Source organism: Myxococcales bacterium (assembly GCA_016706225.1).
Lineage (GTDB): Bacteria > Myxococcota_A > Polyangia > Polyangiales > Polyangiaceae > JADJKB01.
The window spans coordinates 559,073-576,841 of record JADJKB010000024.1 but is presented as its reverse complement, the minus strand read 5'-3'; the positions used below and the strand labels follow the sequence as shown (position 1 = coordinate 576,841).

General features: G+C 68.2%; 13 protein-coding genes. 7 read left to right on the top strand and 6 right to left on the bottom strand.

What is annotated here, in order from left to right; genetic code table 11:
* Genes IPI67_38415 through IPI67_38400 form a run of 4 tightly spaced genes read left to right on the top strand, consistent with a single transcriptional unit; the run spans nt 1 to nt 5,630 of the window.
* Nucleotides 1-1,068: a hypothetical protein gene (locus IPI67_38415; protein MBK7586048.1), complete on the top strand. Its 1,068-nt coding sequence runs from the start codon at nt 1-3 to the stop codon at nt 1,066-1,068.
* Nucleotides 1,065-2,948, top strand: coding sequence for a BatD family protein (locus IPI67_38410; protein ID MBK7586047.1), 1,884 nt, complete (start codon nt 1,065-1,067; stop codon nt 2,946-2,948). Before IPI67_38415 ends, IPI67_38410 begins: the two co-directional genes overlap by 4 nt.
* Complete coding sequence (locus IPI67_38405) at nt 2,945-3,778, top strand: hypothetical protein (GenBank protein ID MBK7586046.1); 834 nt, start codon at nt 2,945-2,947, stop codon at nt 3,776-3,778. Before IPI67_38410 ends, IPI67_38405 begins: the two co-directional genes overlap by 4 nt.
* 7 nt (nt 3,779-3,785) lie before the next feature.
* Nucleotides 3,786-5,630 (top strand): hypothetical protein, encoded by a 1,845-nt coding sequence (locus tag IPI67_38400; GenBank protein ID MBK7586045.1) that lies wholly within the window; start codon nt 3,786-3,788, stop codon nt 5,628-5,630.
* On the opposite strand, the gene IPI67_38395 is transcribed toward IPI67_38400, so the two are convergent.
* Both IPI67_38395 and IPI67_38390 read right to left on the bottom strand, forming a co-directional pair.
* Nucleotides 5,608-6,183 (bottom strand): hypothetical protein, encoded by a 576-nt coding sequence (locus IPI67_38395; protein MBK7586044.1) that lies wholly within the window; start codon nt 6,181-6,183, stop codon nt 5,608-5,610. The genes IPI67_38400 and IPI67_38395 overlap by 23 nt on opposite strands.
* 64 nt (nt 6,184-6,247) lie before the next feature.
* Nucleotides 6,248-9,472: a hypothetical protein gene (locus tag IPI67_38390; GenBank protein MBK7586043.1), complete on the bottom strand. Its 3,225-nt coding sequence runs from the start codon at nt 9,470-9,472 to the stop codon at nt 6,248-6,250.
* Between the two features lie 125 nt (nt 9,473-9,597).
* Here IPI67_38390 and IPI67_38385 point away from each other — a divergent pair, with 125 nt between their 5' ends.
* A complete protein-coding gene (locus IPI67_38385) occupies nt 9,598-10,146 on the top strand; it encodes a hypothetical protein (protein MBK7586042.1) in 549 nt (182 codons plus the stop codon).
* 164 nt (nt 10,147-10,310) lie between these two features.
* On the opposite strand, the gene IPI67_38380 is transcribed toward IPI67_38385, so the two are convergent.
* Nucleotides 10,311-12,164 carry a hypothetical protein gene (locus IPI67_38380; protein MBK7586041.1) on the bottom strand — a complete coding sequence of 618 codons (1,854 nt, stop codon included), beginning with the start codon at nt 12,162-12,164 and terminating at the stop codon, nt 10,311-10,313.
* Complete coding sequence (locus IPI67_38375; protein MBK7586040.1) at nt 12,161-14,068, bottom strand: VanW family protein; 1,908 nt, start codon at nt 14,066-14,068, stop codon at nt 12,161-12,163. Before IPI67_38375 ends, IPI67_38380 begins: the two co-directional genes overlap by 4 nt.
* 136 nt (nt 14,069-14,204) lie before the next feature.
* On the opposite strand from IPI67_38375, the gene IPI67_38370 reads away from it, so the two are divergent.
* Nucleotides 14,205-14,786: a hypothetical protein gene (locus tag IPI67_38370; GenBank protein MBK7586039.1), complete on the top strand. Its 582-nt coding sequence runs from the start codon at nt 14,205-14,207 to the stop codon at nt 14,784-14,786.
* Nucleotides 14,787-14,829: 43 nt separating this feature from the next.
* Complete coding sequence (locus tag IPI67_38365) at nt 14,830-15,933, top strand: hypothetical protein (GenBank protein ID MBK7586038.1); 1,104 nt, start codon at nt 14,830-14,832, stop codon at nt 15,931-15,933.
* A 49-nt stretch (nt 15,934-15,982) separates the two neighbouring features.
* On the opposite strand, the gene IPI67_38360 is transcribed toward IPI67_38365, so the two are convergent.
* On the bottom strand, nt 15,983-17,185 hold the full coding sequence (locus tag IPI67_38360) for a hypothetical protein (GenBank protein MBK7586037.1): 1,203 nt from the start codon (nt 17,183-17,185) through the stop codon (nt 15,983-15,985).
* A 64-nt stretch (nt 17,186-17,249) separates the two neighbouring features.
* Nucleotides 17,250-17,738, bottom strand: coding sequence for a TerB family tellurite resistance protein (locus tag IPI67_38355; GenBank protein ID MBK7586036.1), 489 nt, complete (start codon nt 17,736-17,738; stop codon nt 17,250-17,252).
* Nucleotides 17,739-17,769 lie beyond the last annotated feature (31 nt).

Below are 17,769 nucleotides of genomic sequence, written 5' to 3'. Positions count from 1 at the left end.
CTGCCGCCGCCGGGCAAGAAGCGCATTCGCCGCGGCCGGTCGGTCAAGACTCTGGCCGCGGTCGGCAGCGGGGCGCTCTTGCCCCTGCTCTTGGCGGTGGGCTGCCAAGGCGGAGCTGATCGCCTCTTCGAACGCAACTCCCCCAGCGTCGACGAGGCCATCGGTGCGCTCGACGCCGGGGATGCCCAGGCGGCGGTCGGGCTGCTCGGTGAGTACCTGTCCACTGGCTCGTGTGAACAGGGGCAGATCGGCAGCAACGACCGCGTTCATCAGCGCTCCGCGGCCAGCTTCGACCTCGGCCTCGGGCTGTTTGCCATCGCCGAGACCTTCGGCAAACGCTTCGGTGACGAGCCGAACGGCGGCGACGCGGGCCTATCACCAGCCGAAGAAGCGGCGCTGGCGTCCCGCAGCGATCAGGTCGACTGCGCTCTCAAGATCGTCGAGCTGATCGCGCTCGACCCGAGTGTGCCCATCGATCTGCGCGCGCGGGCTCACTACCTCGCGGGCAACCTGGAGTTCCTGCGTCAGCGTTACCGCAACGCGGTCACCCACTACGATCGCTCGCTCAAGTTGATCCCCGGTATGGCAGACGACGCGGGAGATCTGATCGGGCGCGACGCCGCCTGGAATCGCGCCATCGCACTCCGCCGCGCCGAGGACGAGGACAACAAGAAGGACGCGAGCCAGGAGGCCCAGCCGGACTCGAGCGACGCTTCCGACGAACAAAAACCCGAAGGCGGCGACGGCAGCTCACCGGACGCGGGCGATGACTCCGGCGACGGCGGCGGAGGCGAGGACGGCGGCAACGATGGGGGACGCGACGCCGGGGACGACGGCAGCGGCCAGAGCTCCGGGCAGGACGGCGGGCAGGACGCCGGCTCGGACGCCGGAGGCGGCCCGAAGGACCCACAAGATCAGCCGCAGCAGCCAGAGCCGCAGCAGGGTTCGAACACCAACCAGGACGAACGCATGTTGGACATGCTGGAGCGCGCGCCGACGCTGCAGCAGCAAGCGGCGAAGAACCGCGCGCTTCAGCGCCAGGTGCGGACCGGCATGGAGGACAAGTGAGCGTGGCTCGGCTCGTGCGCGCGCTCTCCGCGGCGCTGCTCCTCGGGCTCGTTGCGCTCACCCCGACGCCGTCGTTTGCCCAGACCACCGCCACGCTCAAGACCCAGATCTCGAGCCGCAGCGTCGAGGCGGGTGAGAGCTTCACAGTCACGCTGACCGCCATGACCGACAAGGGCACGTCGCTGCCCCAGGGACCGGCTTTGCCCGTGCCCTCGGGGGTTAGCGCCCGCGGCCCCAGCGTTGCGATGCAGCAACAGGTCACGTTGCAGGGCGGAAGCTTTCAGCAGCGCTTTGGCATCAGCGCAACCTGGACGCTCGAGATCGCCAAACCAGGACGTTACCGGCTCGGACCGCCCAGCGTCACGGTGGCGGGAAGACGCGCCACCGGCGACGTGATCGAAGTGCAGGTCGTGCCGCCCGGCGCGACGCCGCGCCCGCGACATCGTGATCCGCTCGATCCGTTCGGGTTCGGGTTCCCCGGGCTGCCCGGGTTCGGCAGCGACGATGGCGTGCCGGCAGAAGAGCTGCCTCCGTTTCCGGAAGAGCTGCGGATTGCTCAGCCCGAAGAGCCCGTGGCCTTTCTGCGGGCCGTGGCCACGCCAACACGGGTCGTCGTCGGTGAACAGGTCACGCTGAAGATCTACGCCTACGGCCTGCGCGGTCCATTTCGCGAGACCAACACCTCTGAGCCGAGCCGTGAGGCGTTCCTGGCGCACACCATCCTCGAGAACTCGTACGGCGAGACCATGTTCCGCGTGCCGATCGGCAGCGAGACCTGGCACGCGAAGAAGGTGCGCGAGCTGGCGTTGTTCCCCATCCGCACCGGCCGGCTCACGATCGGCGCCATGCGCATGGGCTTCGATGGGCGAGGTTACCCGAGCTCGGGGCAGCACAAGGGCCTGATTCGCATGAGCGCCCCCCTCGCCATCGACGTCGTCGAAGCCCCGCTGGAGCGGCGGCCGCCCGGCTACAAAGCGGGCGACGTCGGGCGCTACGCGCTCAGCGTGAACGTCGAGCCAAGAGAGATCGCGGCGGGGGACGCCATCAGTGTGGTGGCCAAGCTCGAGGGCACGGGCAACCTGCCACTGACCCTGAAGACGCCGCAGAAGACCGGCGTGACCTGGCTGGAGCCCACCACCGTCGATGAGATCGAACCGCGGGGCTCGCGGATCGGGGGCTGGCGAAAGTTCTCCTACGTCGTCCGCATCGATACACCCGGTGACATCGACCTCGGTGAGCTCGCGCTACCGTACTGGGATCCCGAACGTGAGTCGTACGATGTCGCGAGCGCACCCCTCGGCACGATCAAGGTCCGGCCGAGCGCCGACGTGGCCGCGCTGACCGCGCCCGAGGGCGACGCGATCGCCGACGCCATGACCCCGCGCAAGAGCCTGGGTGCCGCGGGCGGCACGCGATTTCTCCTGTCCGACGACGCCCGCTTCTGGTGGGCGATCTTTCTGGCGCCGCTCGGGGTGGTCTTGGCCGGAGCCGGGAGAAGACTCGGCAAGCGCCTGTCCGTGAGGCTGCGCGAGCGCGAAGCGAGCCATGGCTCCCTCGCTGCGCGCGCGCTCGCCGACGCGCGCGAGGCCCTGGCAAAGAGCGACGAGGCCGGAGCCGCAACCGCCAGCGAACGCGCGGTGCTGCTCGCGCTCGAGGGAGCGACGGGCCTCGCGGCGCGCGCGGTCCTGAAGAGTGAGCTGGCTGAAAAACTCGCGGAGCACGGGCTCGCGTCAGGGCTCGTCGACGACATCGTCATCTTGCTCGAGCGATGCGACGACCTGCGCTTCACCGGTGGCGAAGTCGAGGGTGGTGCGGCTGACCTGGTAGCGCGCGCGCAGACCATCGTGAAGGCCATCGCTCGCGGCGCGGGCAAGACATGAAGCGGAGTCGGCACGTCATGCTGCTTGCCTGTGTCGGCGCGCTCTTGACCGCAGCCGCCGCGAGCGCGGCCGACGCGGGCCCGGACAAATTGTTCGCCGACGCCCTCGCAAGCCTCGAGCGCGGCGCGCACGACGACGCCATCGACCGCATGGAATCGCTGGCGGACAGCGGCTTCGCTCACCCCGACGCGAGTTACAACCGTGCTGCGGCCTACGTCGCCCGCGCGCGTTCCGCGAACGCGCGCGCCGGCGACCTCGGGCGCGCCGCGGCGGCGCTCGAGGAGACACTGCTGCTTCGACCCAGCGACAGCAACGCCGAGCGCGCTCTCGAGCGTGTGCGCGGGGAGATCTCGCGCCGGCGCGCGCGTCAGGGGGCCGACCCCGTCGTCGCGAAGACCACGCTGGGAAGGGCCGTCGTGGGCCTCTTGTCGGAGACGGTCTGGACCATCCTCGCGGCCCTCGGTTCGCTATTGTCGAGCGTGGGCCTTGCGGCGCGGTTGATGGCGCGAGTGGACCGCCAACGCCTGGCAGCAACCACGGTCGCCAGCATTGGGGGGGTGCTGCTCGCCGTGTGTGGCGGCCTCGCGCTGACCGCGCGCCACTACAGATTGACGTCCCACCTCGCGGTGGTCGTCGTCAGTGACGCACGCCTGCTCGACGACACCGGCAAACCGCTGGTGCAGAAGGGTGGCGTCCCGGAGCACGTCTCCATGCCCGAAGGCACCAGCCTCTTCGTCCGCGAACGGAGCGGGGATCTCGCGCGCATCGACTGGGGCTCGACCGAAGCCTGGGTGCAGAGCGCGCAGCTTCAGGTGCTCAGTGATCGCTGAGGGCGCGGTGTCGCGCGAGCAACGACCGGGCGGGACGGATGTGTCGCGCGGCCGACTCGCGCGCACCGCGCTGCTCTGCAGCTTCTTGGCGACGCCGGCAGCCGGCGCCCAGACCTCGGCGCTGTGGGGGGTTCACGGAGAGCTGTGGAACCCCGCGAGCCGGCTGCCCGACTTCTCGTTCGCAGGCTATCGCGCTGGCGATCAACCCTTGCCGGTCGTCGCCGTGGTGGTGAACGTGCTCGACTTCGGCGCGAAAGGCGACGGCTCGGCCGACGACGCGCCCGCGATCCAGGCGGCCATCGACGCGGCGAGCACGGGCGCGGTGTTGTTGCCCAAGGGGCGCTACCGCATCGGCACGGTGCTGTCGGTCGACAAGAGCGGCGTCGTACTGCGCGGGGAGGGCTCGGGCATGGACGGCAGCGTGCTCGTGATCGACAAGAGCCTGAGCGACGTCTTTGGTCCTGATCCGAAGTGGTCCTACAGCGGCGGCTTCGTGCACTTCCACTCGGCGCAGATCGGCGTGAAGCTCGCGGCACTCGCGAGCCCCGCCGCGCGGGGAAGCCGCGGCATCACCCTGGCGTCCGCAGCGGCGCTTTCGCCGGGTCAGCTCATCGAGTTGCGCCAGGTCGATGGCGGCGACGGCAGCCTGGGACGCCATCTGCACGCGGAGCTCGCCGACAGCGGCACCTGTGCCTACCAGCTCCCGCTGCGCTTCGACTGGCCGGTGCGAGTCGAGTCCAGCACCGGGGCCGAGGTGACTCTGCGGCAGCCTCTCCGCACCGACGTTCGGGCGGAGTGGTCGCCCGAGCTGTGGACACTTCCGGCTCTCGCGGAGGTGGGTGCGGAGCACCTACGCATCGAGTTCCCGGACGTGCCGTACGCCGGGCACCTGAAAGAGCCGGGCTACAACGCTTTGTTCTTCAGCGATGGAGTGGTGGACAGCTGGCTGCGGGACGTCACGGTGGTCAACGCCGACGACGCGTTCTTGACTGAATCACGCGTAAAGAACCTGAGCGTCGTTGGCGTTCGGACGCTGGGCCGCCCGGGCCACCACGGGTTCAACTTGAACCAGAGCGCCGACGTATTGATCGACGGTTTCGAGATGGCGAGCGAGTGGTGGCACACCGTCACGATCGACCATCGCACCAACGGCACCGTAGTCACCCGTGGCACGAGCGCGCTGCCGATGAGCCTGGATCACCACCGCGACAGTCCGTTCGAGAACCTGTTCACGGAGCTATCCGCGTACGGTTTTCAGAGCGGAGGCTCCACCTGCGCGGGTCCGCAGGCCGGTGCGCGCAACACCTACTGGAACCTGGCCCCACCGATGAGCGCTCCGCTCTTGTGGACCGTGATGCAGAGCAACATCATCGGCAACCTTTCGCCCGACCTGACACCGAGCCAGACGCCCGACCGCGAGTGGATCGAGTCTCTGCCCGAACCGGACCCGCCGAACCTGTACGACGCCCAGCTCGCCGCGCGACACTGTGGCACCGCGTCGAACCCCTGCGCGCGCTACGTCTGGGCGCCGAGCGACGGAAGCTGTGAGGAGAGCCCACGTCCCGAAGGCGCGGCGTGTGACGACGGCGATCCCTCGACGACCGGAGACATCTGCAGCAAGAACACGTGTCGGGGCACCGCGGCGGACGACGATGCAGAAGCGAGCGGTTGTGGGTGCAAGCTCCAAGCGAGAGCGCCCGCCCACGGCAGCGGCCTGGCGTTGATGGCGTTCTCGTGGGCACTGCTCGCTGGGCGAGCACGCCGCGGCCGGACGGCGGCCGTTCTCGAGCGCGCTTCGCGCCGCTCTCACCGCGCCCGGGCCCGCGCGCTCAGACGCCGCCGTTCGTGGTGAACACACATTGTCCGTTGGAGCAGCCGAGCGGGGGCGGTTGCACACACGACGGCACCGGGCACGGGTTCTTCTTCTCCCAAGCCGTGCAGTGTTTGGTCCAGGCCGTGCCTCGCACGGTCGCCTCCGCAACGGTCAGCGGGGTCGACGGGCAGAGCAGGCAGTAACACTCGGCTTCGGACGTCACGAGCTTCGAGTACACACTGGCTGTGCAGTCGCTCGGGCTGCTGCAGGTCGAGGCACCGCCGCCGCTGCCGCCGCTCGCGCCGCCGGCTCCGCCGCTCGCGCCACCCGAGCCGGCTGCGCCGCCGCTCGCGCCGCCGGAGCCCGCGCTCCCGCCGGAACCCGCAACGCCGCCGCCGGACCCCGCAATCCCGCCGCCGGAGCCTCCGGTTGCCCCGCCGCTACCACCGGCGCTCGTCCCACCGGCGCTCGTTCCGCCGGTGCTCGCGCCGCCAGTACTCGCGCCCCCCGTGCCCGAGCCACCGTCACTGCTGTCACCGCCACACGCGGAGAAAGCCCCGAGCACGAATACTCCAAGAATCAAGCGTCGCATCGGTCACCTCTCGCGATGAAGGTCAGAAGGTTGAAGCGTAACACACGGAGCCGACGCGCGGCACTCACTGCGGAATGTTGCCGCAAATGATCTTGGCGTCGGCGAAGTCGGAGTTGTTGCCGTCGTTGCACTCGGCAATGGTGTTGTCGGGATCGACGACCGCGTAGATCAAGACGGACAGCCCCTGCGGGAACGTCGTCATGGTCGGCGTGAGCACGACGTTGCCGCCGGCGGGGATCGGCCCAGGCACGAGCTCATCGTGGATCGGCTTGCCACCCGACTGTGGGTCTCCGGCGTAGTACCGGACCAAGACGTTGCTGGCGGGCGCCGAACCATCGTTAGAGACGGTGGTGGGCACGGTGGGTTTCGTGCCCGGCGGGCAGCCCGTGGGCACGCCGATCTGCACCCGCAGGTCGGGCAGTTTGGCACCGGCCGACACCGGCTTCTTGAGGGTGTTGTTGGTTTCGTTGCACTCCCGCGCCTGATTGCCGTCGTCGACCACGACCTCGATCTGACCCGGCAATACACCAGGAGAGTTGTTTACCGCGTCGTAGCTCGCGGTGATCCAGATCACGTCGCCAGGCTCGAGACTCTGGGTGATGACGAAGGTCAGCGGCGCCCCGCCCGACACCTTGAGGGCCTCGGACAGGAGCGGCGAGAACCACTCGCCGTAGAAACCCAGCACCACGCCGGGGCCCACTCGCAGATCGCCGATGTTCGCGAGCTGCACCGTGATGTCGAGCTTCTTCGACAGCTGTCCGCAGGTTGCATCCGGCGACGACACCTGGATGGCCTCGACCGTGAGATCCGGCGCGACACCGCTCGAGCGCGGGTTCGAGCGATAGGTGTTGTAAAGGCGGCCGTTGTGCGGCTTCCAGCTCTCGGGCTCGAACAGCGGGATCGCGCCGTTCTCGGTGACGTTCGTCACGTGATAGGCGTGCTGGTTCCAGATCCGACGCGCGCTGACCCAGGTGTCCTTGGAGTCGCCCCAGACCTCGATGCCCGCGTTGTAGACGCCGGTCTTCTTCTCCGAGCAGAACCCACTCTCGGTGCTGGTCGCGAACACGATCTCCGCGTTGCCGTCGTTGTCGACGTCCGCCACCACCGGCTCCTCGATGCGAGTGCGGCTCTCGCTCGGTTGTTTGAACAGCTCCCCACCGTTCAGCCCGTCGTAGACCCGGAAGTTGCACTCGTCGTTGTAGATGACCTCGGCGGCCCCATCCCCGTTGAAGTCGAACACACTCGACCCGGTCACCCGGCTGGAGTCGTCTTCGGTGGTGCGACGCCAGCTGTTGTGCAGGCACACACACTGGCTGGTCGACTCGTTGCAAGAGAACTTGGCGGTATCCCCGCAGTCGCTGTCCTTCAGGCAGGTGGCGGCCGGCGGAGTGCGGGGTTTGTTGGTGTTCGAGTCCGTCACCGCCGTCCAGGCCGGGCACTCGGTGGCCGCCGCCTGGAGGTCGAACACGACGTAGGCCGCGCCGAAGGCCGTGCCGACCTCCGGGAACCCGTCGCCGTCGAAGTCGTCGACGTTCGGCGCGCCGCCGTTCAGCCCAGCCGCCGGATCGAGGTTGAGCATGAGCTTGCCCGTCTGCCCGTTGAACACGAGCAGCCGACCGTTGGCGACCAGCACGACCTCCGCCGCGCCATCCAGCGGGTTCTGTGGTCCCGGTGGTTTGGTCTGGTCCGTGCCGAGCACGTCGGCGATGGCACAGAAGCCTTCGCGATTGGTGGTCGGCAACACGGCCGTGGTGTTCACGGTCTGCCCGTCCCAGACCACCACCAGCTGACCGTCACACCAGGTCTTGCTCTCACCCGTCTCCGACCCCGTGCAGTCCGCGCGCTTCTTGGCTCCCGCCGGCGGCGTTGCCATGCGGTAGACGGTGCTGCCGGCGATCAGCTCCTGTTTCGAGTCGCCGACCAGGTTTGCCACACACGACACCGGGCCCTGCCCGTTCGTGCCGTTCATCAGCGAGCCCTCGAAGCGATCGAGGATCTTGAGCTTGCCGGCCGTATCCTTCTCCAGCGTGAAGATGCTGCGTCCGATCACGATCTCTGCGAAGCCCGCGTTGTCGACGTTGACGATCGCCGGCGTCGGGTCAGCGCCGTTGAACGAGTAGTTCGCGCTCTTCGAGATCGGCACCCCCTTGTTGTCGAAGATCAGGATGCCGTCGGTCTCGCTGATGCCGACGATCTCGGGCTTGCCGTCCCCGTCGAGGTCGCCCGCCGCGAGCACCGCCGTCGAGTCGAGCTCGCCGTTGGCGCAGGGGCACGCCATCGTGAGGGGGTCGCCCTCGTGCCAGACGGTGCTGCCGCAGGCCGCGAAGTAATCTTTCCCCTTGTTCTTGCCGCCGCCGTGCACGGCGCGGAGGGTGCCGTTGGAGGTGAACTCGGAGGCACAGAACGACGCAAACACGATCTCCGGGAAGTCTCGCTCGTCGATCACCCCGTCGCCGTTGTCGTCGTCCAGGTTCACGACCAGCGGTGTCATCACCACCTGAGTCGAAGCCGGGAACGGGCTGCCGACAGCCTGCGGGTTGGCAAAGGTGCCGCCCCAGGTGATCTCGTTGGTGGGCAGCACCTTGGTGAAGGGCTCAGGCGGCAGCGAGCAGGTCGGCGCGACGCCGGTTCCCTGACAGCTCGACACGTCGCACTCGGTGTACTGCGGGCAGTCCCAGTCGTCCTCGCACGGACAGCTCGCGTTGCCCGAACCGTCGTCCTTGCACGTGCTCTGAAAATACGGCGAGCCGCTGCCGCAGGTGACCTTCTTCTGGGTGCCGCTGCCGTTGGGTTTGCACACCAAGAGCTCCTGCCCCTGGCACTTCTGCTGCCCGGTCGTACACACGTCCGCCACACAGATGGTACCGTTGCAGTACTCGGTCACGGGACAGTCGACGTCGCTCTTGCACGAGTTGTCCTCGCAGTACGCACCGGCATCGACGACCACACACTTTTCGCTCGCCTTGCAGCCGAGCGCCGTGCAGTCGTTCGGCACGCAGGTCGCCGTTCCGCTGGTTGGATCACAGTGTTGTTCCTTGGGGCAGCTGGCTGTCGCACAGGGATCGGCATCAGGCAGCGACGTGTCTCCTGCGCTGCCGTCCAAGATCAGGCCTCCGGTCGCACCGGTACCGCCGACTCCGCCGCCGCCGACTCCACCGCCGCCCGCTCCGGCAGCACCGCCACCGCCCGTGCCGGACTTGTTCGCCACCTCGGCGTCCCCGCCACACGCTAACGGCAGCACGGATCCCAGAGCCACGCACCCAATCGCCCAAGCGAGTCCTCGACGCATGGCCGAATGATAGCGCGACTCGGGCCCCAACGGCTCGGCGGTTGACACATCGGAGCAGGAGCCCTCTCGTTCGACGCTTCCGCCACCAAGGGGACACCAGAATGCAGACGCAACAACGACGAGCAATGGTTCGAACCACGACCTGGGCGGTGCTCCTGACCGCCGGCGCGTTGCTCGCTTGCAAGGGGGGCAAGGCCAAGACCGAGACCTTCGCGGCGCTCGACAAACACGCGATCGACTACGGCAGGTGCGAGGTCATGAACGAGTCCAAGGAGGAGGTGAACGGCAAACCCGCCTGGATCGCCGCCACGCTGTGCCGCGCGCAGTTCAAGAAGAAGGTGATGGACGAGCTCAGCGACACCAAGAAGTTCGAGGAGTACTTCGAGGAATGGAAGAAAGAGAAGGGGGCCAAGGCGATCGCCGACGCCCGCGCCGCCCCCGCCGACACCTCGGCGCCGGCTGCTGCCGCCGGTTCGGACGACTGCCCGAACGGTGCCGGTTGTCTGAACCGCTGCCGCTCCGAGTGCGAAGGAAAACACGGCAAGCTGATGGATCTGGACAAGATGCGCGACTGCACCAAGGGCGGCGGCGGAGCCGAGTGTGTCACCAAGGCGACCAACCAAGAGACGCGCAAGTGTTTCTTCGGTTGCCGCGGCCTACCGATGCCCGATTGACGGTTCAGAACGGCGCGGCCTCCTTCGCAGAGATTCACAGGAAGGCGGAAGGACAGTGATTCAGCGGGATTCGGAGGACGCAGCACGGACACGCGCAAGCCCCGCTCAAATCCAAATCCTCCGCCCTTCCGACTTCCTGTAAAATTTCTGCCTCTTCCTCACCTCTAGAACGCCGACAAATCCTCGAACGCGCCCCGGGACATCCACAGCCGCGCTCGCAACCGAGTCGGTGCATCACGCGAGACCTCGAAGCTGAAGGCCATCGGCTCCTTGCCCCGCGCTGGCAACCTTCCAAGCCGCTCGCGGCGCCAGCCCCACGGTTCGGACATGCTGACGAACCGCAGCAGCCCGCCAATGCCGGCGAGACTGGTGAAACCGCCACCGCGCACGTCCGCGTCGCTCCAGGCCTCGGGCGGAAAACGCTCCGCCGGGCGCGCGGACTTCTTCGTCAGCTGCGCCATTCTCGCGAGCATGGGCCCCTCCTGAATACCGAAACCGACCCAGGTTCGCTCCCCATCAGGCAAGAGCACCACCACGATGGAGTCGTTCGGCGCGCGTTCCGGCGGCTGCACGCGCCAGTGACGCACACAGTCGTCGAAGAACTTCCCTGGTAGCGGCAGCTGATACACCGCACTGCCCCTGGGGAAACCCCTCGGCGCGGGCTTCTTCCTGATCTTGCCGAGGCCTGCGCAGAGCCGCGGTAGCTCGCGGTACGCCAGCTTGCCCAGGTCGCCGCGGTTGTAGGCATTCATCCCTCGATCGAGCATCAGCGCCAGCTCCGCTGAGCGCTCGGGGAATCCGATGAGGTGCCAGCCGTAGACGGACAGCGTCTTTTCCCACAGCCCACGTCCGCTGTGCCGCACCGAGGTGGTGTCTTTTCCAAAGGCGTCCCCCTGCGCGTACAGATACGGCCCACGCTGCAGGAACGTCCGGACGACGAGCTCCAAGGACTCGCGGCTCACCGGAGCGCCCCACTCGGCGCGCAGCCACTGCTCGAGCGACGCCTGCGCTTCGTCCGCGCGCGCAAGGGATGCCCCCGAGAAGAACCCCGCGATGTCCGTGTCGTCCGGCAGCGAGCGGAACATCGCGACCAGCTCGCTGTTCCTTGGCTGGAGCGTGGCGAGTGTCCTCGTCGTCCACGCTTTCCTTCCCTCGAGCACGGCCTCGAGCTCGAGCTCCACCCCGGGACGCGACGGCTCCCCCGCGCGTGCGCTGAGCCGCAGCTCGGCGAGGTCGGACCAGAGCTCGAGCGCATCGTCCAGCAGCACCGGCAGCGCGCGCTCCAAGCCTGCCGAGTCGTTCTGGCGCGCGACGAGCACGCGCGACAGGTTGCGCAGCTTCTCGAGCTCGAGCTTCGGAACGCGCCGGGGATACAACACGACCACGAGCGGCTCGGGCCCGAGCTCTCGGGTCGGCAGCCCGCGCGCTGCGTACGGTCCCAGTCGCTCGAGCGCGTCCACCGAGGTGCCGCAGATGAGCCGCGCGCGGGTGGGGCCTCGGGCCACGGCGAGCCAGCAGGCCGTCGGCGCCGTGCTCGCCGTCGCGGTGAAAGCGAGGCGCTCGCGCGTGGAACGGCCGAGCTCCACCTCGCCCGCGAGCGCGAGCGACTCGAGGGCGGCTCGCGTCGCTGCGAACGACACGACCGCGATCGAGACCACCACGTCGGGCCCACCGGCAACGAGCTCGGCGGCCGACTGCACTCCGAGCGCGAGCTCGATCGGGGCTTCGGCGAACAGCTCGCGGGCGAGCCCCGGAAGGCGGCGGTCGATGAGGCGCAGCGGGTTTTCCTCGAGCCCGTTGCCGGGAGGGAGCAGGTTCGAATTGCGCAGCGCGGGGCCATCGATGCGGGCCGCGAGCAGGAGCGACTGCGGTTCACCCACGGCGCTCGTGTCGAGCGGCGCCTCGCGCGTTGGCGGTGGCGGCTCGGCGTGATGTACGGCCGCAGGCCGGCGCGGCGCGGGCTGCGCCCCGGCGCACGCCGCTGCGGAGAGCCCGAGCGCGAGCAGCCAGCGCTTCATTGGGGTTTGCCCGCTTCCGTTCCCTCGCCCTCGGCACCCTCCGGCTCGGGGCACTTCTCGCCCGTGTAGCCGGGCTCGCCCTTGGGCACGTTGCACGGGTGAACGATCACCCGGCGCGTGCGCGCCTTGTACACGACTTTCCGTTTGTCTTCGCGCTTCGTGCCGTCCGCGAACGTGACCTGACGGGTCACGAACACCGTCCACCCGATCTGGCCCGCCTCCATGGTTTTGTCCTTCTCCGGCGGCTGGGTGAGATCAGGGATGTATTCGATGGGCGCTTTGACCAGGTTCTGCTGCGGCGAGACCTTGATCGAGACCTTGCGCCCGCCGTTGTCGCCGAACACCTTCACGGTGATGTGGTCGTCGCCGTACTCGGTCCAGATCAGCGCCCCCGCTTCGCTGTCGTTCTTGAATGCAACGTCGGGCTTGGGCCACGACAGCGTGGCGTCACGCCCCATCGGGTAACGCGCGAACCAGTAGGTGTGTGGCATGCGCTCGGTGATGTCGTAACCACCCACGAACAGCGCGTTGAACAGCGTCGTCGCGAACTGACTCACGCCCCCACCCAGCGAGTCGACCATCTCGCCTTCTTCGATGGTCGGCGCGGGTTTGAAGCCCAGCTTGGCGGAGCGCGGACCGATCAGCGCGTTGACACTGAAGCTCTCGCCGGGTTTCACGATCTGGCCCCGGAGCAGGTCCGCGATCAGGTGAATGTTGTCGACCCGCGGCTGGCAGCAGGGGTGATGGGTGGTGTATTGGCCGACCAAATGCCTGACGTTGAGCGCCGCGAGTGCCTCTTTGCTAAGCTCTGGCGCGGCGCCCTGCTCGAGTGGCAAGGGCCCGTTCCTGCCGGGCAGGGCTGCCGCCTCCAGCAGCTTCGCCGCCACCGTCTCGGCCCGCAGCACGGCGCCGGGGCTTCCTGCCTCGATGCTCACGCGGTCGCCCTTCTCCACGATGAAGTGAGCGTTCACAGGCGGCGCCTCGAGCCCCGCCCGAACTCGAGCCAACTTCTCTTCCACGACTGCGTTGTCGAGATACAGCGTGACGCGCGGCGCGGCGGGCGTTGGTGCACGGCTGCGCAGGGCTCGCGTCAGCTCTTCCTTCTCGAACCGAAGCACACGTTCCCCCTCACCGCTGAACGTCACGGGCTCGGCGAGCAAACGCTTGGCCTCCTCGACCGCGCTCTCCACCGCACCCGCCGCAATGAACGGCTCGCGCTCCACGAGCGGAACCTCGACGGGCTCACGCGGCCAGCTGGCGAGCCCGCGCACGAGCGACGCGACGGCGCTGTCGCCATCGATGACATGACCCTTGCGTGGAGGGTCCGCTCGGACGCCACCGGCATCGGCCACCACGCCACCGCTGAACGGGAGATCGACGTGCGCCTTCTCCCACTCGTCGAGCAGTGCTCGAGCCCGGGTGAGGTCGAGGGAGATCTCCAAGGGCAGCCGGAGCGGCGAGGAGAACCGCGCAACCCAGAAGCGCAAGTCACGGAACACTCCACCCTCTCGCCCTGCTGCCATGGCACGGCGCGCCGTCGCGGCCGGAGCCACCGAAAGCGTGAGTTTCTCGGGATCGACGCTGACCTCGCTGGTTCGGACCCGAGCTGGGAGCGGGGTCTTTCGCAGCCGTTCATCGAAATCGGTAGCAACGCGCGCAACCTCGGCCTCGCTCATGCCGCCCACGTCGACGTCGCCGATGTGCACTCCTCGCACCACACGCCCGGAATGACGCGCGCGGTCGAGCGTATAACCAGCGGCGAGCACGAGTGGCAGGAGTACGAGCGCGAAGATCGCTACGCGACGCCACTGCCAGCGGCGGCTCACTGACACCTCGGGCTCGTCCTCGGGTGTGTCCCCCGTGGCGGGCCCGGGTGGCGTACTCTTCCCTGCGTTCGCTGCCACGCTTCAAGTCCCGGTGAAGCACAGGGAATCTCGGTCAAGCGGGCGTCGAACACAAGCCTCGACTGGGTCCTCGGGCGTGACAATCGCGCATTATTGAGCTTGCACTCTGGACCTCCGTGCTAGAAAGAGAGTCAGAGTGTGGGTCCGTAGCTCAGCCATTCGTCCCGTCCCTTCGTACGCACGCGTGCCAACCCACGCGCTCGAGTCGGTGCGCGAGAGCTTGGCGGAAGATGACGACCGCGCGCGCGAGCAGCTCGACGCGGCATTCGAGCGCTTCGAGCGCTCACAGCCGGCTCTCGCAGCGCGGGTGGCCGAGACTCTGGGCAAGCCCCTCGACGAGACCGCGCTCGCGCTCGGGTACTTCCTGGCGCTGGCAGTCTGGCTCGCGTTCGAGAAGATCCACGGCGAGTACGTGTCGGAGATCCGAGAAGACGAGATCCAGGCAACGGAAGAGCTCCTGAGCCTGGACGAAGAGCTGCGCCGCGCCGATCCGGCCGAGGCGCTCGACAGCGACGACGTCATCGGCATGGAGCAGCCGCACCTGGTGGAGTTCGTGCACGAACACGTGGACGCCACCCTCGAGGCCCACGCCGACGAGGTCGACGTCGATGACGTCCACCTGGTCTACCGCACGGTGCTCATCGAAATCCTCGCGCTTTCCTACGCGGTCCAGCGTCCGAGCGGGTACCCCGTCGCGAAAACCGAGCTTTTGGCGTAGCCTTCGGCCGCGAGCGACCCCCCGTCGTTCGTCTGGAGCCGACATGCGCCACCGCTACGCCTCGAGCTCATCGAAGCTCAACTTGCTTTGGATGTTCGCAGTCCCCTCCGCCCTCGCGATCGGGTGCGGCGGCGTCACTGACATCGGTTACCAGGGACCCGACGCCAGTGTCAGCGGCAGTGGTGGCGGACCCATCACCGGTGGCGGCACGACTGGCGGAGGCGGCACCGGCAACATGGCGGGCACCGGAGCGGGCGGCATCGCCGGCTCGAGCGGAGTCTCCGGCGGCGGCACCGGCAACGTCGGCGCAACGGGTGGCATCGGTGGCTTGGGCGGCAGCGGTGGCGGTGTGTTCTGCGGGGGCACGAAGTGCGACCCGCCGGCGATCCCCATCGGCCAGGTCGACGCGTGCTGCGTTGGTGACAAGTGCGGCGTCAGCTCGAGCCTCATCGGTGGGCAGTGCATCGAGCTCGGCCAGACCGGCAAGCTCGACCCGACCTGTCCGCCGCAGTCGATCCAGGGCATCACGCTTCAGGGTTGCTGCAAACCGACCGGGATCTGCGGCCTGCTCGACACCTTCATCGGTGTCGGCTGCGTCGATCCCGCTCAGGTGGGTCTGCCCCCCGGACCGAAGTGCGGCGGCGGCGGAACCGGCGGAACCGGCGGAACCGGTGGAACCGGCGGAACCGGCGGAACCGGCGGCGTGATGACCGGTGGAACCGGCGGCAGTGTGACGGACGCAAGCACGGGTGGAACCGGCGCAGTTTCGGCCGATGCCGGCCTCCCGGGCGAGGTCTACTGCGACAACGCCCCGAGCGCGATCGTGTGCGGAGCCACGCAGAATTGCTGCCTGCTCAACCCGGGCGCTGAGTACTGCACGGACAAAGCAAAAGCTTGCGCGTGCACCCAACCGAACTGTGATGCCACGACGGTGAGCTGCGACGGCGCGGAAGATTGCGGCGCGGGCGAGGTTTGTTGCGGCACGTTCTCGAACCAGGCCAACGCCTACACCACGCTCAAGTGCCAGAAGACCTGCGCCGCCACGCTCGAGCGCGAGATCTGCAAACCCAGCGGCACCTGCTCGCAGAGCGGCCAGAGCTGCTCACAGTCCTCGTTCTTGCCGAGCTACATCTGGCGCTGTAACTGAGAGCTCGGGGCCGCGGCGGGCGGTGACGCCCAGCCGACTCCGCTCGAAATCACAGCCCGAGCACGTAGACCGCGCCCGTGCGCTCCGCGACCAGGGGCGCGCCCACGACCAGGTGTTTGGGGGTGAGCGCGAGGGTGTAACCGAACCAGTCCTCGTTCTTGCCGTCCGGCGCGCGCACGGTCCGCTCGAGCTTCCAGCCGGCGGCGCTCTTCTTGTAGAGCAGTACCCGACCGGCCTCGACCAGGTGGAAACCCACCGCGAGCAGGTCGTCGGTGAGCGCGAGGGCGGCATCCGCGAGGCCCACGGTCAGCGCCGGCGTGATCCGCGCGCTCTCCTGCCAGCGCCCGTCCTTCTCGGCGAACACACTGATCTGTTTGTTGCTCGTTGCCGCAAGCTGCGCGCCGTGGACGACGACCGAGCTGCCGAAGTGCCCCAGCTCCGCCGCGCCGGTCTCGCTCAACTCCGCTTGCTGGTGCAGTCCAGTCTTGTCCTTGCGGAACACGAACACCGCGCCTTGCTCCGAGACTTTGCCCGTGAAGGGCGCGCCGACGACCACGAGCTCACCGCTTGCGCTGAGCATCTCCGCGGGACCACTCGGGTGGCGGAACGGCAGCGGGGGTTTGGCCACGAAGCCCTGTTTGCCGCCCTCGAAACCATACAGTGCGCCGCCCATTTCGCGGGTGTTGGTCACGATCACGCTGCCGCCCGCGAGTGCCACACCAATGCCGAAAGAATCGTCCTTCTTGCCGTCCGAAGCGCTCAGTTTGACCGGCTTGGCCCAGGTCGCGCCCTCCACCGCAAACACGTAGGCCGCGCCGGTCTCCGGGCTCTTGCCTCGATCATAGTGGGCGCCAGTCACAGCCAGCGTGCCGTCGAACGCCAGCGCGTTGCCGATCTGATGCGAGCCCTCGACACCGAGCTCCGTCTCGAACGCGAGCTTGCCCGCTTTCACCTGGTAGACGAACAGCGAGCCAGGATGGGAGTCCTCGGTCTTGCCTTTGCGTTTGTGGGCGGCCACGACCACACGCTCGCCCGCCGCAGCCACCGCGTAACCGAGCTCGTCCCCGACCCCCACGTCGGCCGGCAGACGGATCACGTTGGCGCTGTCAGACTTCCCGTCGGCACTCGGTCCCTCGGCGCTCGACGACGCACTCGGCGTCGGGCTCGAGCCAGGAACGGCTGCGGAGCTCGGCGCCGGCGCCGGTGCTGGCTCCGTCTTGCATCCGACCCAACACGGCGGGACGACCCACACGAAAACGAGCGAACCGAGCAAGCGACGTGAAATCGAAATCGGTGCCATGCATCGCCCCGAGACGTCAGCCCTCGTCCGCGCCGGCATCGCGAGCACCCTTGGCCTCGGCCAGACGCTCACCGATGATCCGCCGCAGCGCCGGCAGATCATAGCGCAGGGGACGGATGTCCTCGGACTGGTGCGCAACCTCGCGCATGATGGCGTCGGCATGCTCCCGAGGTTTTTCCGGGATCTTGAGCGCGTCGCCGAGCTTCTTCAGCGCAGCGACCTCGTCTTCGGACACATCGCCGTCCAGCCAGGTCATCCACGACGCCACCGCGTACACGAACAGCTTGTCCTCCTTGGACATGCCGCGCCGATCGATCTCGCCGATTTCGACCCGGGACTTGGTCGCTTTCTCGAGCTCCTCGACCTCCGCCAGCTCGAGCCCCTCTTCCATGGCGGTTCGAACGATCGCGTCGGCCTCTTCGGGGTCCAGATCCCCGTCGGCCCAGCCGATCGCCGCGAGCGCAATGTATACGTCCAACCCGAGCTTTTGCTTTTCGTCCGCCATCCGAGCCTCCGACAGTGCCTGCTTCTACCAC

Coding starts and splice junctions, on each gene's coding strand:
- IPI67_38365 (MBK7586038.1), top strand. CDS start 14,830: ATGCGCCACCGCTACGCCTCGAGCTCATCGAAGCTCAACTTGCTTTGG.
- IPI67_38385 (MBK7586042.1), top strand. CDS start 9,598: ATGGTTCGAACCACGACCTGGGCGGTGCTCCTGACCGCCGGCGCGTTG.
- IPI67_38355 (MBK7586036.1), bottom strand. CDS start 17,738: ATGGCGGACGAAAAGCAAAAGCTCGGGTTGGACGTATACATTGCGCTC.
- IPI67_38390 (MBK7586043.1), bottom strand. CDS start 9,472: ATGCGTCGAGGACTCGCTTGGGCGATTGGGTGCGTGGCTCTGGGATCC.
- IPI67_38395 (MBK7586044.1), bottom strand. CDS start 6,183: ATGCGACGCTTGATTCTTGGAGTATTCGTGCTCGGGGCTTTCTCCGCG.
- IPI67_38380 (MBK7586041.1), bottom strand. CDS start 12,164: ATGAAGCGCTGGCTGCTCGCGCTCGGGCTCTCCGCAGCGGCGTGCGCC.
- IPI67_38405 (MBK7586046.1), top strand. CDS start 2,945: ATGAAGCGGAGTCGGCACGTCATGCTGCTTGCCTGTGTCGGCGCGCTC.